Here is a 15,848-nt window from a genome sequence, read left to right as displayed (position 1 = left end):
TGGCTTTTTTATCGATACTGTATATTATGCGCGCGTCCCTATTTAATGTGTGGTTATAAACCCTCTATGAATATCAAAAACCTTTCTATTAAGAGTAAAATTGCGATCCCTCTAATGGTTATCGTGATTGTTTTCTCAACGGTTACTGTGCTTAACGTGATTAAATCTAACGCGCAAGCAGCGATTAACCATGAGCTCAATAATGTGGTTCAACCGGTTCTCGACAACCTAGAAGATGGGTATCGAGATATCTATCAAGTCATTGCATCTGCCCAAGGTCTGTTGCTGGCGAAAGATCAAAAGGCAATTGAATATCAACAATTCGAATTCAAAGACAACGCTTACAAAGCCGTCCCACGCTTTGAAAGTGTTCAAACCCTATATACAGCAGGTGTCTTAGACTCATCTTCTCAAGACGAGCTAGCAAAATTGGTTAAGGCGATGAAAAAGTGGGTAGCGCTGCATGAGCCAATGTTTGCAGACCCTGCCAATGCTCTTCAATATAACCTCGATTACTCGCCAGCGTTAGACGCTGAGTTTTCGATCATTCACGATCAACTCGGCTATATTAGAGAGCTGATTGCAGTCAAACAAAAAGAGCTTCGCCAGCAAGCTAATGACTCGATTGAAGAAAGTAAGCTGATCATCGAAGTAGGTATGGCCGTGGCGGTACTTGCGGCTTTGTTTTCGATGTGGTTATCGAACCGTTTTATCGTTCAGCCGATTCAGAGCGTAGAGAAAGCGATGAATGAAATCGCATCGGGTGACGGTAACTTGGATCAGCGAATGAAAGTTGAAGGTTCTGATGAGATTGCTCGCTTAAGTTCAGCGTTTAACAAGTTTGTTAGTAAGATACATACCACTGTTGAACAAGTGATTCTGACATCAAATGCCGTACGTGCAGAGATGGAAAACATCAAATCAATAACGCAGAATGTGGCTGAATTTTCTTCGAATCAACAGAAAGAAAGTGAAGTAGTCGCGGCTGCCGTTCATGAAATGCAAGCGACCAGTGAAACGGTAAGTGGTAACGCGTTAGATGCGGCAACCGCAAGTAACGTTGCGAACAATGAAGTGGAATCAGCAGACAGCACTTTGGGCTTAACCGTAACTTCCATTGAACGCCTTGCGCAAGATATCGAGAATGCAGGTGGTGTGGTTCAGGAATTGGATACTGATGTGAAGAACATTGCTTCTATTCTTGGAGTGATTAAAGGCATTGCAGAGCAAACCAATCTATTGGCATTAAATGCGGCGATTGAAGCCGCGCGAGCTGGTGAACAAGGTCGTGGTTTTGCGGTAGTTGCTGATGAAGTCCGTGCGCTTGCGAGCAAAACTCAAGACAGTACGGGTGAAATCCAATCAATGATTGAACGCTTAGAAGTTGGCGCTAAACATGCCGTTGGCGTGATGACAGAAAGCAAGGCAAGTGGCGAGAAAACCATTGTTCAAGCGGGCACTGCAGCTTCATCATTGAGCGAGATTCGTAACTCAATCGGCAAGATGAATGAGATGAATACGCAAATCGCAACAGCGGCTTCTCAGCAGTCTCAGGTGTCTGAAGAAGTGAACCAGAATGTTCAACGTATCGCGGAAAGCACCATGAAAATGGTTGAGATGGCAAACAATGCAGAGAACGCATGCATCTCACTAGCAGAACAGTGTGAAGCACTTGATAGCCTAGTTTCTCAGTTTGAAGTGTAATCTTTGAGACTGAACAGGCAAAAGTGAGTGGCTAATCGTTTCTAGTTTTAACCCTCACGCATCTGTAATAGACAATAATAAGGCCCGTACTCAATGAGTGCGGGCTTTCTTTTTTGGTGCGAGTATTTTTTGATAACAGTATTTGTAATACAAGGTCGGTTCGAACTTTGTAGATTAGGTCGATAGGAGCCTTGTGGGGAATGAGATATTAGCTTCAATGAAGGACTTTGTATGTGCATGGCGCATATTAAGCTAGGTGACACTGATCTATATCTTCAATACACTGTATGGGTAACCATAGTTCAAAATAGGGTAGAGGCATGGCCAATTGGGAAGGGGTAAGTGAGTTTGTTGCAGTGGCAGAGCGCGAAAGCTTTACTGGTGCCGCACAGAAACTCGCTACGTCAGTGGCTCAAATCAGTCGTAGAGTGGCAAATCTCGAGGAACGCCTCGCAGTAAAACTACTCAATCGAACGACTCGTAAGGTTTCTCTAACAGAGGCTGGGCAACTCTATTATCAGCAATGTAAGTTGTTGGTCGAGGGTTTAGAAATTGCTGAGTTAGCCGTCACGCAGATGCAATCCACGCCAAAAGGTTTACTGAAAGTAACGGCACCTGTGACTTATGGTGAGCGTCAACTCGCCCCGATACTTCATCAGTTCTTAAAGCTCCACCCACAAGTCGAACTTGAGCTGATGTTGACCAATCAAAAGCTCGACCTTATTGATTCGGGTGTCGATGTCGCGATTCGTCTTGGTCGCTTAGAAGATTCGAGTCTTGTGGCAAAGAAGCTGTCTCAACGCCAACTCTACGTGTGCGCCAGTCCTGAATATATTGAACGTTACGGTGAACCGCATACGCTCTCTGAGTTGAGCAATCATCAATGTTTAGTCGGCGGCTTTGAGCATTGGCGTTTTAAAGAAAATGGGCGACCTCGCTCAGTTCGGGTTAATGGACGCATTAAATGTAACAGTGGCTTAGCCTTACAAGACGCAGCGAAACAGAGTATTGGCTTAGTGCAGCTACCAGAATATTACGTGAGTGAAGATCTTGAGTCTGGCGAATTGGTTGAGGTGTTATCTGATTACCGAGACGATAAAGAGGGGATTTGGGCGCTTTACCCACAGAACCGTAATTTGTCTTCAAAGGTTCGCTTGTTAGTCGACTTCTTGTCTGAGCAATTAGACTAGTTCTATCTGGCAAGACACTATGGACAAGAAAATGGGCTTCAAAACAAAGATTCTGAAGCCCATTTTTATTGATGTTCTATTCTTTTACTTGCTAAGCATTAAACCGTGAAGCGATCAACCAAGTGGTACAACTCGTTTGCTCGGCTGTTTAGGTTTTGGCTACCTGTACGGTTTTGGTTTGCTAGCGATGCCGATTGAGAACTTTGGTCTGAAATCACAACAATGCGTTGAGATATCTCTTGGCCAACAATATTCTGTTGTTCAGTCGCCGTCGCAATCAGTGAGTTCATGTCCATAATGGTATCAATCGAATCTTGAATTTTAGCAAGTGCTGCAGCTGCTGCATTTGCTTCTTCTACCGTTTGAGCACTTCTGCTTTGGCTCGAATCCATTGCTTTCACCGCGGCATCTGAAGCGGATTTTAGCTGTTGGATCATTTTGTGAATGTCGCCCGTGCTCTCTTGTGTGCGGCTTGCAAGCTTACGAACTTCATCCGCAACTACCGCAAAACCTCGGCCTTGATCACCAGCTCGCGCGGCTTCAATCGCGGCATTTAGTGCTAATAGGTTGGTCTGTTCCGCTATATCTTGAATGACAGTCAGTGAAGATGAAATGTTCTGTACATCTCCTTCAAGGCGAGATACCACAGTGTTTGCTTCTGATACTTCACTTGCAAGGTCTGCTACGGAACCTGCAGCAGCATTGACTATTTGCTGAGCTTCTTTTGCATTGTTCTCTGCAAGTTTAGCTGAGTCGGCGGCTTGGCTTGCGTTGCTTGAGATCTCTTGCGCAGTTGTCGTCATCTCGGTCATCGCCGTTGCTACTTGTTCTGTCTCTTCACGTTGACCTGTTGCTATCTCGTCGACCTGAGCTGCGCGAGAAGACATGCTGCTCGTTTCTGATACAACTTGCTGACCCACATCGCTCACGCTACGAATGATGGTCTGTAGGCTAGCAACAAAGGCATTAAAGTTCTCACTAAGTTTGGCGAACTCAGGCGCTTTGAATGTTTCCATTCGAGCAGTTAGGTCGGCCTCACCACTTGCAAAGGCACTGATCGAACGGTCAAATTGCTCGAGTGGTTGCATGATTGTACGGTTCACTGCAACAGCGAAAACCGCTACCACTAAGGCAATCAAGCCACAGAAAATTGCAATGGCAGTCAGTGAGCTTTGTAGCGCAGCATTCGAGCTCTCTTTCATGTCACTGATCACGGCGTCAATATCATCGGTATAAAAACCCGTGCCGAGCATTAAATCCCATTGTGGAATAAAGATTGAGTAGCTGAGTTTTGGTAACGCAATGGATTGACCTGGCTTGGGAAAGTAGTAAGTGGTGAATTCCCCAATTTTTGAGTTCTTAATCAGGTCTTGGATTAGGTAATTGCCTTGTTTGTCTTGAAGGTCGTAGTAATTTTTACCAATGCCATCGGTACCTTGTCCGATGACGATTCTTACACCCTTAGAGCTGTAGCCAAAAATATAACCAGATTCACCATATTCTAGAGTTTTTAATGTGGGTAATGCTTCTTCAAGTGTGGCACCTTTTTCTAAGAAAGGAGTTATCGAAGACTTAGCCATTTGCAGGTACGCTTTGAGTTCCTTTTCTTTCATCGCCATCATATTGCTACGCGTCGATTCTACTTGTTGTGCGGTTAGCTCAGTGCTCTTCATATACGTCACGCTCATCATCCCAATTGCCATTAGTAGCAAAGGGATAAAAGAGAGAATATAAAGGCGGTTTTTGATGGTGAGGGTCATTAGCACTTCCTATGTGATTGTCTCAGGCAATTTTCAACACATTATTAATGTGGTTTCGAAATGTAAACGGACTTGTTGTTGAATTGTTATCCTAAAACCTTTTTGTTTGATAAATATGATGGCGGTTAGGTTTTGAAGTGATAGGTGGTGCAACTAAGTACTTATCTGTAAAAGAGCCGTTCGTTTCGATGCTTTTGAATTTGGCGCTGCTTTGGTAGAATGCGACGCTTTGTAGCACCCTGCTATGTCTATTCGTTAAGTGAGAAAGATTCATGAACAAAAGCCATGTGACTATTGGTTTAACTAACCCAAAGAGCCCGACAAACGTTGGCGCGGTTATGCGTGCGGCGGGTTGCTACCAAGTCGACGAAGTTAAATACACAGGGCAACGCTACGACAAGGCTGCAAAATTTCACACCGATACCAAGAGTGCAACGCGCACTATCCCGCTTACTGGTGTCGAGTCGTTTTTAGATAACCTTAATTCAGAAACTAAGATCGTATGTGTGGAGTTGGCTGAGGGTGCAACACCACTGCCACGTTTTAAACACCCAGAGAACGCTATCTATATCTTTGGGCCTGAAGATGGTTCTATTTCTCAAGATGTCGCTGACCGAGCTGACCATGTTGTTTATGTACCAACGGTAGGTTGCATGAATCTAGCAGCAACAGTGAATGTGCTACTTTATGATCGCCTTGCTAAGTCAGATGAAATGGACGAGAGCAACGAGCTGATCAAGAAAAGCCGCGATAACCGTAATCACCTGCAAGTGAAGCAGGGGTAGATATCGTTCTAATCGTGTCTGGTCTCTTAATATCCAATGCAGATTAAAGAAAACCCCTTATTCGTAGGAATAAGGGGGTTTTACTTGGTTGATCTCGGCTCTTAGGTTTGGCTATTCAGCACATTTGGAAGCCATAATTTGCAGTGGTTGCCCCGCATCATCGAATTGTAAGCTCCATACATACTGCCCAGCATTACGAATAGTGATAGCGGTATCTTGTCCGTAACCACCTTTAATTAATGAGTTAAGCTGTCCTAACTTTAGGTTAAGCCCATCCGCTGTGAACTGAGGTGACCAAGCCTTGGATGCATATTGCATGCGATAACTGCCCGGTTTTTCAGTGGTGACGACTTGGTAAGTGTTGTCACCTTTATATTCAAACTCTCGTTGACCCACGTGTTTCCAACCTGAATCAGCAAAGTTGCCAACCACATAAAGTGGGCTCGAAATAGGGCCTTCAGCTTTTATTGTTGGATTGTCACATTGAGCCATGAAGCCTTGTCCGACTTCATTTCCTGTCGCTAGTATTGCCGCAATTGGCCCTTTTTCACTTGGCTGTGTTATCGACAAGAAACGAGCTTCAAATGGACTTAGAACGATAGAGTAGTGACCATCAATAGCTGAGATCGATTGCTTGGATTCAATATCCTTCAGATCAGCTATGGAGCCTGCTTTTTCTTTGGTTAGATTTATGGTTTGTTCTTTGTTGGTAACGTTCACTACGTAGACAACAGCATCGCCTTCATAGGCTTTGTGATCGACATAGGCGACATCATTGGCCATCAGGTTTGTACGTTTACCTTGTGATAGAGCGGGGTGCGTTTCTCTCAGTTTCATCAAGTTTGTCACGTATTGCTTTAAGTCTTTTTCGTGCGCATTGAGTTGAGCTGTGACACCTTCTACTTTACCGCTAGTACGGGCTACGTGATCATCACACAGACCATTAATTGCACAGTCATCAGTCCATACTTTGTCTGCAAAACCTTCTAGCTGATCGCCTATTTCGTCCCCATAGTAGGTGGTTATTGGGCCGGTATAAGCTGCTTGGAATGAAAATGCCGCTTTATAGCGCTGCCAATACTCTTTGTCTTGTGGAGAAGCGATATCACCGCGCTGTAATAAGTCACCAAAGCGCACAAGGTCATGGTTACCGATCATTAAATTTGGCTTCGCGTGGTCTGGGTATAACGAATGTAAAGACATGCCTTCTGCAAGCCACTCTCCACCTTTGTTCCCCACGCCAGCTTCGTTTACAGCAAAGGTTTCCGTCAGGCGGTAGCGCATCGGGAAATCAAACGCAGAACATAAGGCCGGTGCTTCATTTGAACCGTAGCCTGTTTCAATAATGCGGTTCTCGCCTGCCCAAATTTCCGCGACCATATAACCCAGAGGGTTCACGGTTTTACCTTCGCTGTTTACGTATTCGACTTGAGAAGATGCGGTGTCTACCGTTTCTCTGATTTGACTCCAAGCTTCTTTTGGCACTTGATAAGCTTGATCTAAGCGCCAACCATCAATTTTGAGTTCTTTGATCCAATACTCGGCAACTTCTTGATAGAAGGTTAGGCTCTCAGGGTATGAGACTGGATTATCCTCTCCTAGGGGCAGCTTACCTGTTGGTGACGGCACTACGTTTTTTTTGTGGTGGCCAAATACGCCATCAAAGAAGACATAAAGCCCTCGAGCATGAGCTTCTTCAACTAAGGTTTTAGCTTCTTCCATCGTGCCGAATCTCGGATCGATATTGAAATAATCGGTGGCAAAATAACCGGTAGCATCCAGTCTATCAGCCCAATGGTCTTGGTTTTCGATAGGCTCTGAATTAAAGATTGGGGTTAGCCAAATGCCGTTCATGCCAAGAGATTCAATGTAATCAAGTGAGTCGATAATACCTTGGATGTCTCCGTTATGGTGACTAGTTCCGTAGCCTGTCCCATGACCAATTGAGTCATCGCCACTGACAAAGCTTTCGACCATCACTTGATAGATCCTCAAGTCATTCACGTCGGCATTGGTATTCGTTTGGCATTGGTATGCTGTTGGTTCTTGAACTGATTCAGGTGCAGATTGGCAACCTGCAAGTAGGATGGCGGTAACGGCCAACGCGGTATTGGATAGAGAAAGTTTCACGTAAAGGTCCTTATTATTATGATTTAACCTATTATTCACCATCCTGACATTCTATAAATCCTCCGTTAAATAGTGGCAATAGGAGTAGACGGTAGGCTGAGAGACTGAGGTCACAATATGTGGCTAATTTCTTATACATATTATGATGAAGTGCTGATTTTTGAGTCGGAACGAGATTTGTACAGGAAGATATTTTTATGCGGTATGTAACCTGCCTTGTAGAGATTAAGTCATTCTCTGTTTCTAATGTTATCTATCCCGTAAGCAATCGGATATTATCTTGGGTTCATCATTAGATAATTGAAGGGTTAGATAACACCATGGAAGACAAGCAATTACTTGCCGCGCTGCAGCAACACCCTGTCCTCGATCTCTATCAGTTATTCCAAGAAGTTGGTCAAAACCGCTCTCTGTATGCATTACTAGAGAGGTTATCTTCCCTTAAAGAACACCACCAACTGAGCACTCGTCTTAGCCCTTTTAAGCCTCACATCGAAGGGTTGCTGGCTCAATTTGATAGCACTACACCGGACAGTGATATTCTCAAAGCGGTTGCTCTTCAGTCTGAGATTCAGCAACGAGGCCACAGTATGAGTCGTTACATCATGACATCGGACAATCACCGCCATTTTTCCCCAAATGCAGACCTAGTGATGTTTGGTGATTCGATCACCGAATGGGCACCTTGGGCGGATATCTTTCGCGATGTTTCGATGGTCAACCGTGGCTTAGCGGGTGACACCACAACTGGCATGTTGCGCCGTATTGATACCACGTTGAATGTGAAGCCAAAGCTGGTGTGCTTTATGGCTGGGATAAACGATTTGGCTCAGGGTTATGATGTCGAACATATCTACCAGAATTACATTGATATGCTTGAGGTGTGGCAAGAAAACGATATTCGAATCTTGGCGCAATCAACGCTTTATGTTGGCTCTAAACTGCAAGGTTTGAATTCGTCGGTTGAACTACTCAATAGCAAGATAAGCGAGTACTGTTCTCTGCAAGGCATTGCGTTCTTAGATGTGAATTCAGTATTGTCACCGAATAAGCTTTTGTCGAATGAGTACTCGTGTGATGACTTACACTTGAATGCGAAGGCTTACCAAGCTTGGGCTGAGGTGCTTCAACCTACGATAGCTGAGTTACTAAAATAAACTCACGCAAATAGCTAAATAGCCAAGTAGATAAATAAACAGCTAAACCGATAAACAGCTTAGCTAATACAAGAAAAGCCAACCCCTAGATTTGTTTCGCGAACCATAAGGACATCAATGTGAACTTAAGACAGTTGGAAGTCTTTTACGCCATTATGCAAACCGGAACCGTATCTGGGGCTGCGCGTAACCTGCATGTGTCACAACCTAATGTGACTCGTATTTTGGCGCATACAGAGCAACAACTTGGGTTTGGATTGTTCGAGCGTGTCAAAGGTCGGTTGGTGCCAACGGTCGAAGCGAGAACCTTACTGCCCGAAGCGGAAAAGGTCTATCAACAGCTGGGTCAATTTCGATCTCTGACCAACAAAGTGAAGCAAGGACATCAGCATTTACGTATTGGTGCACCACCGATACTGGCGACCAAATTGCTGACTCCGGTAATAGCCCAAATGTCTCGCGAACAATATTCCAGTAAACAAGAGCTCTCTTTTGAGTTGCTGACTGCAAACCGTGATGAACTGTGTGCTGGGCTGTTAAAGCATGAGCTTGATATTGCTATCGCATTTGGGGACGAAACACCGCCTGCCATATTAAGTGAAACGCTCTTAACTGAATCCCTCAAGGTTCTGGTTCCATCCCACACTGTTGAACAGTTACCGACGGAATTAACCCTTGATGACCTGATCAATTATCCCTTACCAATCATCGGGCTTGATAGCCGCGATCCATTAGGCCTCCTGTTACATCAAAGCCTTATTGCGCGAGATGAGCATTATCACCATCCGATATCTGTGCGTGGATATAGCGCGGCGGCGGAACTGGTGAAGCACCAAGCGGGGTTTGCGATTGTGGATCCGTGGACGGCAGAACAGTATCAAAATGACGATGCGGTCTGTGTGCTTTCACTGCAGCCGGATATCCAATTTTCGGTCTCGATGCTTTGCGCAGAGCACACCCCTCAGTCGATTTCCGTTAAGCAATTTATCGTTTCATTGAAGAGCCACACTCACCCTATAACTTAAGGTTATAGGCTCGTCATAAATAGGTATTCGGCAGCTTCTAAGTTCTTAATTAAAGTAAACCCATACAAGGATTTATTAATTAGGAATACTCATGTCTATCGCTCAACCTTACCTTCTTTTTCTTGGGGACGTTACTGACCCACTTGCCGCAAAAACAGCTCGCGGTATTCATCAATGGCGACCAGAAATTTGCCTAGGTCAGCTTCGTTTAACAGACGTTACCGTTTCACTTGGTTTAACGGATATGACCTTACAAGAGGCGCAAGCACAGGGCGCGAAAACGCTAGTGATTGGCACAGCAAACCCAGGTGGTGTTATTCCTGACTCTTGGCAGCCAACCATAATGGAAGCTGCAGAAATGGGATTTGAGATTGCATCTGGCATGCACCAACGACTGAGTGAATTTTCACCGCTTGCTGACATGCGACAACAAGGATTGACTAAGCTTCATGATGTACGTCATTTTGACGGTGTTCTTAATGTTGGTAACGGTAAGCCTCGTCAAGGTAAGCGCCTGCTTACTGTCGGAACAGATTGCTCAGTCGGCAAAATGTTTTCAGCTTTAGCTATCGAAAAGTCGCTTAAAGAGTCAGGTACATCCGCTCAGTTCAAAGCGACAGGGCAGACGGGTATCTTGATTGAAGGCTGCGGTATTTCGATTGATGCTGTGGTTGCGGATTTTATTTCTGGCGCAGTTGAAGCGATTAGCCCTGATTTTACCGACCACGATTGGGATATCATTGAAGGGCAAGGCTCTTTGTTCAACCCTTCGTTTGCAGGCGTGAGTTTGGGTCTTTTACATGGCGCACAAGCGGATGCCTTAGTGCTGTGTCATGAAGTTGGGCGACCTCATATTCGTAACCTTCCTCATGCTCAATTGCCAAGCATAGAACAGACGATTGAAGCCAACTTGCAAGCAGCGCGACTGACCAATCCAGATGCGAAGTTGGTGGGTATCTGCTTGAACACATCGGCGATTAGCATTGAAGATGCTGAGATATTGTGCCAAGAATGGACCACACTCTATCAAGTGCCGGTGACGGACCCTGTGCGCTTTGGTGTACAACATATTACTGATCATTTGCGACATTCACTTTAACGACTTCATCATTTCTACGTTTCCATTTGTTAAAGCGAACATCAACCGAGTGAAATTATGAAGATTACAGCAGAACCCATTACTATCGCGATGCAAACGCCTTTTCGCATCTCTCGTGGCAGCCGAACAGAGTGTCACGTTGTTCGTGTCTACATTGAGCATGATGGCAAACAAGCTCAAGGCGAATGCACGCCTTACCCACGATACGGCGAGTCATCGGAGTCTGTATTAGCGCAAATCCAACAAGCGTCTAGTGCTCTTGAAGGTATGTTTGAGCGAGGCGTTACCGATCCGGCAGAGCTAAGAGATCATCTTCAGTCTTTATTGACCGGAGGGGCAGCGCGAAATGCGGTCGATTGTGCGCTTTGGGAGCTTGAAGCCAAACAACATGACCAGGTCTTCCCAAATAGCCTGTTTGAGTTACCCAATCAAATCGTGACAGCGATGACCGTCTCGATTGGTACGCCAGAAGCCATGGCGACTCAGGCTCGAGACTATGTCGAAAATGGGGCAAAACTCCTGAAAGTGAAGCTTGATGGCGAGCAAGTGGTAGAGCGTGTTCGCGCGGTACGAGAAGCGGCGGCAGATGTTCAGATTGTACTGGATGCCAATGAAGCGTGGACGGGGCTGAATCTCGAAGAGTTGTTTAATCAATTAACAGAGTTTGATATTGCGATGATCGAACAACCTCTTCCACAGCAGCACGATGCGTCACTGGCACACATCAATCACCCGATCCCACTGTGTGCTGATGAAAGCTGTCATACCACTTCGCAACTTTCATCTTTGTTAGGCAAGTATGAAATGGTCAACATCAAGCTCGATAAAACGGGCGGTTTGACCGAAGCCTTGGTACTTGCTGAAGAAGCTCAAAGGCTAGGGTTTACTTTGATGTCGGGTTGTATGTTAGGCACCTCATTGGCGATGCGAGCGGCGCTGCCTATTGCGGTTCAATCTGAAATCGTCGACCTTGATGGTCCTGTATTACTCGGACAAGATGTTTCGCCTTCGCTGACTTATCGAGATGGGATGATTATTCTCTAAGTTCGCTGAACCTCGGGTTAGTCGATGGACATGACATAAATGAAATCGCATGAGCGAAAGCTTGTGCGATTTTTTAGATCTCTAGTCCTTAACTTATTAAATAATCGAAGGTTTTTACTGCTTGATTGAGCGCGCTATTCGTATGATTTACGGGCGTATTGATAAAGTAATCACGTTTCTGTCGGTGCGGTCACTTTCTATTATCGCAAAACAGACAGCTCAAGCTTTATAAAATAATTGTTATGATATCTTATGTGAAATGTTAATGATTACTCTTCATTTAATAGTTTCACTAAAGCTATTCGATGCAAGCCCAAGTAAGGCTCACACCCTAACTGATTGAATCATTGACAGTTCCTGTTGATTATTTGATGAGAAGAAGGTGGGGCGAGTGAGTAGTCATGTCTCCGAGGTTGTAGAAAATAAGGATAGTTTCGAGCGCCCGTTCTCGATCAAAATCCCACGTCGTAAGTGGTTTGGTTGGAAAGGTATTGAGCTGCGCTTGGTACTTGCGTTAGCCATGCTATCGATGACCACCATCTTTCTGTCAGTTGTATCGAGCTTCACCTTTGACGATTTAAACCAACGCCTTGTCGAATTAAAAGAGAGTGAAATCCCCGCCTTAGATAACGCTGCACGCCTCAATGATATGGTGCGTGTGATTATCACGACCTCATCTCAGCTCAGTGACGCTGAATCGAATATAGAACGTAAGCAGGCGATGCTTAAAATTGAAGAGGCCATTTCAGTGATGAATAGCGTTATGGTTCAATTTCCTGATTATCACGCCTATTTTAAAGATCTTATCGCCCAAGTTAATAATAGTCTGAGCCTGTTATATCAAAGTGAGATTGAGTCAGAACAACTCAATCAAGAACTTCGTAATTTACTTGAGGGCTTTTATCCTCTATTGCAACAAGCCAGTGATTCTCTCGATAGTTTACCTGAATCAGCTAAAGATCAAATCCAATATACTCAGTTGAAATCTCTGCTTTATTACCAATTAGGCTTGGTAGAGAAGCTGTATAACGACTCAAGCTTTAATGAGCTCGATTACACTAGCTACCGTCTAGAGCAAGTCGGGGAAGAGTGGTGGAAGCTTTGGGTCAGTGGTGATTTAAGAAGTGATTTTCCTGAATTAGATCATCAACTCACGGTGATTTATAACCTCGCTTCAAGTGATAGCAGCTTATATGGACTCAAAAACAAAGCGCTCGATCATCTCTACCAAGAGCAATACTTCCTGCAAAACAGCCGAGAACATTTGAATCAGTTAACGGTGCAGATCGAAAGTAATACCAGCAAGGTGAATAGCAATATTGATCAATCGATTCAGCAGGCGCAGCTGTCTTTACAATCGAACCAACAACTCTCTCTTTTTCTTTCTCTGTTTAGCGTGTTGGCTGCCGCTGCCATTTCATGGTTCTACGTGCGTAAGAGTATTTTAGAAAGGCTTTTACAGCTCAAAGACAACATGTTCGCGATTTCTACCGGTCATCTAGATACCGAAGTTTCTATTCGTGGCAAAGACGAAGTGACGCAAATGGCCAAGTACCTAAAGGTATTCCAGACCACGGCCAAAGTCGTTAAGCAAACCAATCGAAAATTAGAGGCTGAGGTTGAAGAGCGAACCTTAGCCGAAGCCAAGCTACGTGTTACTCAAGATGAACTCATTCAAGCCGGAAAATTAGCCGCGTTGGGACAATTAAGTGTCGGGATCACGCACGAGATCAATCAACCTCTGACGGCAGTAAACAGTCATGTTCGAAGTGCTCAATTATGGTTAGGCAAGCAAAGGCCTGACAGGGCACAAGAGAATCTGAAAAAAATCGAGGTCTTGTTAGATAAAGTGGCTGCGATTACTCGTCACCTAAAGGCCTTCTCACGTAAGAGTGATGGAAAGATTGATAACGTTGAATTGAATAAGGTGATTGGTGATGCGATTGACCTGTTTGAAACCAGACAAAGCTCAGTATCGATTCAGTATTCACCACAAAGCGACCAGATGGTTCGAGCTAACAACATTCGCTTAGAACAGGTACTGGTGAATTTGATCAGCAATGCTCTGGATGCCATCGAACACAGAGAGCAACCGGAGCTCAGCATCTCTACTCAAGAGCATTCGAATACCATTCAGATTTTGGTGATGGACAACGGGTTAGGGATACCTGAAGAGGACATTCCGCATTTGTTTGATCCATTCTATACCCGCAAGACAACAGGTAAGGGGCTTGGGCTCGGTTTGTCTATCGCATACAACATCATAAAAGACTTTGGCGGCTCGATTCACGTGGAATCAGTTGAACACCAAGGCACCACCTTTATCGTCACTCTACCAAAAGGCATAGCCTCATGACTGCAGAAAAACACATAGTTCTTATCGATGATGAAATCGATGTTGTTGAAGCCGTGAGCGAGATGTTGGAGCTAGAAGGGTTTAGCGTCACCACTTTTACCGACCCTAACCTTGGCCTTAAATCGCTCAAAGCAAACAGCCAGTCGGTTGTATTGTGTGATGTACGAATGCCACAGGTGGATGGGCTTACGCTGCTGAGTTCAATTCAACATAGAGCCACTAACGTCCCTGTATTGTTGATGAGTGGCCATGGCGATATTCCCATGGCGATAGAGGCAATGAAGCTAGGGGCGTTCGACTTTTTAGAAAAGCCACTGAATGCGAGTGAGCTGGTAGAGAAGCTCGATTTAGCGTTGGCACAGTCTCAGCACAATTGCCCAGCAGCTACAGACGGTGATGAGGAAGCTGAGTTACCGATTGAAACGGTGGTTATTGGCCAATCAAAAGCGATGGATACGATACGTAAGCAAGTGCTTGCGCTGTCTCATACTGGTGTTGATACCATCATCAACGGCGAAACAGGAACGGGCAAAGAAGTCATTGCTCGCGCGTTGCATCAATTTAGCCGTCGTAAGGCGAAGCCTTTTGTCGCGATTAACTGTGGCGGCATGACAGAAAGCATTATTGAGAGTGAGTTGTTTGGTCATGAAGCGGGTTCGTTTACCAGTGCCAACAAGAAGCGCATTGGAAAAATAGAACAAGCCAATGGCGGAACTCTGTTCCTTGATGAAATCGAAAGCATGCCAATTGCGGTGCAAATTAAACTGTTGCGCGTCATTCAAGAAAGAATGATTGAGCGCGTTGGTGGTAACGAGTTAATCCCGGTCGATATTGTGGTGGTAGCCGCCAGCAAAGCTGATCTTGCGAGCTTGAGTGAAACGGGGGAGTTCAGAGCCGATCTCTTCTATCGCCTCAATATTGCTAGCTTAAACCTTCCCGCATTGCGTCAACGCAAAGAGGACATTCAGGTGCTGTTCCGCCATTTTGTGATTCAAGCGAGCCACAAATATAAGACGCGCCCATCAACGATTTACCCTGAGCAGATACAGCAGCTATGTCGGCATGAATGGCCAGGTAACGTGCGTGAACTGCGTAATGTCGCTGATCGATTTGTGTTGGGTATCGTCGGCGATGGTTTCGATCTTCAATCGCCGATTTGTGAAGCGTCCGGAGAAGATTTCGCTTTTGAAAAGCAGATGGAGCAGTACGAACGAAATGTACTGACGGAAGCGCTAATAGAAAGCGCAGGCAACATTAACGAGGTATCAAGTAAGCTGAATTTACCGCGTAAAACCCTTTATCGAAAAATGAAGAAACACCAATTGGATAAAGAGAGTTTCAAAGCTTAATTCGTTCAGGTGTTTGTTAAATGGAAAACCAAAAGAAAAAGCAAAACGAAAGCCAAAAGCAAAACCAAAGCCAAAAGAAAAAGCACAAGACAACAATGACCCATTTGGTTTTTAGTCGAATGGCTAACTGTTTCAAGTGATTGTAATAAAAGCGCTTTAACATCTGGCATAAAGCGTGCAATCCCTACATTGTGGCGTCAGCCCACACGAGGTTATTCGGTGTTGAGTCAAAAAACATATGACGGCTAT

At 44.9% G+C, this 15,848-nt stretch carries 11 protein-coding genes; 9 read left to right on the top strand and 2 right to left on the bottom strand.

Annotation, left to right across the window (positions count from 1 at the left end; genetic code table 11):
• Nucleotides 1–66 precede the first annotated feature (66 nt).
• Entirely contained in the window at nt 67–1,704 is a 1,638-nt protein-coding gene (locus ACED60_RS14280) for a methyl-accepting chemotaxis protein (RefSeq protein WP_371727830.1), read from the top strand.
• 320 nt (nt 1,705–2,024) lie between these two features.
• Nucleotides 2,025–2,894 carry a LysR family transcriptional regulator gene (locus ACED60_RS14275; RefSeq protein WP_009846245.1) on the top strand — a complete coding sequence of 290 codons (870 nt, stop codon included), beginning with the start codon at nt 2,025–2,027 and terminating at the stop codon, nt 2,892–2,894.
• A 98-nt stretch (nt 2,895–2,992) separates the two neighbouring features.
• Here the strand turns inward: ACED60_RS14275 and ACED60_RS14270 are convergent, their stop codons facing one another.
• Complete coding sequence (locus tag ACED60_RS14270; protein ID WP_371727829.1) at nt 2,993–4,654, bottom strand: methyl-accepting chemotaxis protein; 1,662 nt, start codon at nt 4,652–4,654, stop codon at nt 2,993–2,995.
• A gap of 272 nt (nt 4,655–4,926) precedes the next feature.
• Between ACED60_RS14270 and ACED60_RS14265 the strand changes: the two genes are divergently transcribed.
• On the top strand, nt 4,927–5,439 hold the full coding sequence (locus tag ACED60_RS14265; RefSeq protein WP_009846247.1) for an RNA methyltransferase: 513 nt from the start codon (nt 4,927–4,929) through the stop codon (nt 5,437–5,439).
• Between the two features lie 111 nt (nt 5,440–5,550).
• On the opposite strand, the gene ACED60_RS14260 is transcribed toward ACED60_RS14265, so the two are convergent.
• A complete protein-coding gene (locus tag ACED60_RS14260) occupies nt 5,551–7,611 on the bottom strand; it encodes an alpha-amylase family glycosyl hydrolase (protein WP_371727828.1) in 2,061 nt (686 codons plus the stop codon).
• Nucleotides 7,612–7,889: 278 nt separating this feature from the next.
• On the opposite strand from ACED60_RS14260, the gene ACED60_RS14255 reads away from it, so the two are divergent.
• The 6 genes from ACED60_RS14255 (at nt 7,890) to ACED60_RS14230 (ending at nt 15,599) form a co-directional block, all read left to right on the top strand.
• Nucleotides 7,890–8,726 carry an SGNH/GDSL hydrolase family protein gene (locus ACED60_RS14255; protein WP_371707766.1) on the top strand — a complete coding sequence of 279 codons (837 nt, stop codon included), beginning with the start codon at nt 7,890–7,892 and terminating at the stop codon, nt 8,724–8,726.
• Between the two features lie 119 nt (nt 8,727–8,845).
• Nucleotides 8,846–9,751 carry a LysR family transcriptional regulator gene (locus ACED60_RS14250; protein WP_371727826.1) on the top strand — a complete coding sequence of 302 codons (906 nt, stop codon included), beginning with the start codon at nt 8,846–8,848 and terminating at the stop codon, nt 9,749–9,751.
• A 91-nt stretch (nt 9,752–9,842) separates the two neighbouring features.
• The gene (dgcN, locus tag ACED60_RS14245) at nt 9,843–10,850 is read left to right on the top strand and encodes an N-acetyltransferase DgcN (RefSeq protein WP_371727825.1); all 1,008 of its coding nucleotides are present in this window, start codon (nt 9,843–9,845) and stop codon (nt 10,848–10,850) included.
• A gap of 57 nt (nt 10,851–10,907) precedes the next feature.
• Nucleotides 10,908–11,894 (top strand): N-acetyl-D-Glu racemase DgcA, encoded by a 987-nt coding sequence (gene dgcA, locus ACED60_RS14240; protein ID WP_371727824.1) that lies wholly within the window; start codon nt 10,908–10,910, stop codon nt 11,892–11,894.
• A gap of 382 nt (nt 11,895–12,276) precedes the next feature.
• A complete protein-coding gene (locus ACED60_RS14235; RefSeq protein ID WP_371727822.1) occupies nt 12,277–14,250 on the top strand; it encodes an ATP-binding protein in 1,974 nt (657 codons plus the stop codon).
• Entirely contained in the window at nt 14,247–15,599 is a 1,353-nt protein-coding gene (locus tag ACED60_RS14230; RefSeq protein ID WP_371727821.1) for a sigma-54-dependent transcriptional regulator, read from the top strand. Before ACED60_RS14235 ends, ACED60_RS14230 begins: the two co-directional genes overlap by 4 nt.
• The last annotated feature ends 249 nt before the right edge of the window (nt 15,600–15,848 follow it).

The organism is Vibrio sp. 1F279 (genome assembly GCF_041439815.1).
Classification (GTDB): domain Bacteria; phylum Pseudomonadota; class Gammaproteobacteria; order Enterobacterales; family Vibrionaceae; genus Vibrio; species Vibrio tasmaniensis_A.
The sequence above is the reverse complement of the archived record's forward strand: the minus strand, read 5'-3'. Positions and strand labels throughout refer to the sequence as shown.

Bases quoted from the DNA above. Each gene is read 5' to 3' on its own strand.
- ACED60_RS14280 (WP_371727830.1), top strand. From the start codon at position 67: ATGAATATCAAAAACCTTTCTATTAAGAGTAAAATTGCGATCCCTCTA.
- ACED60_RS14275 (WP_009846245.1), top strand. From the start codon at position 2,025: ATGGCCAATTGGGAAGGGGTAAGTGAGTTTGTTGCAGTGGCAGAGCGC.
- ACED60_RS14270 (WP_371727829.1), bottom strand. From the start codon at position 4,654: ATGACCCTCACCATCAAAAACCGCCTTTATATTCTCTCTTTTATCCCT.
- ACED60_RS14265 (WP_009846247.1), top strand. From the start codon at position 4,927: ATGAACAAAAGCCATGTGACTATTGGTTTAACTAACCCAAAGAGCCCG.
- ACED60_RS14260 (WP_371727828.1), bottom strand. From the start codon at position 7,611: ATGGTGAATAATAGGTTAAATCATAATAATAAGGACCTTTACGTGAAA.
- ACED60_RS14255 (WP_371707766.1), top strand. From the start codon at position 7,890: ATGGAAGACAAGCAATTACTTGCCGCGCTGCAGCAACACCCTGTCCTC.
- dgcN (WP_371727825.1), top strand. From the start codon at position 9,843: ATGTCTATCGCTCAACCTTACCTTCTTTTTCTTGGGGACGTTACTGAC.
- dgcA (WP_371727824.1), top strand. From the start codon at position 10,908: ATGAAGATTACAGCAGAACCCATTACTATCGCGATGCAAACGCCTTTT.
- ACED60_RS14230 (WP_371727821.1), top strand. From the start codon at position 14,247: ATGACTGCAGAAAAACACATAGTTCTTATCGATGATGAAATCGATGTT.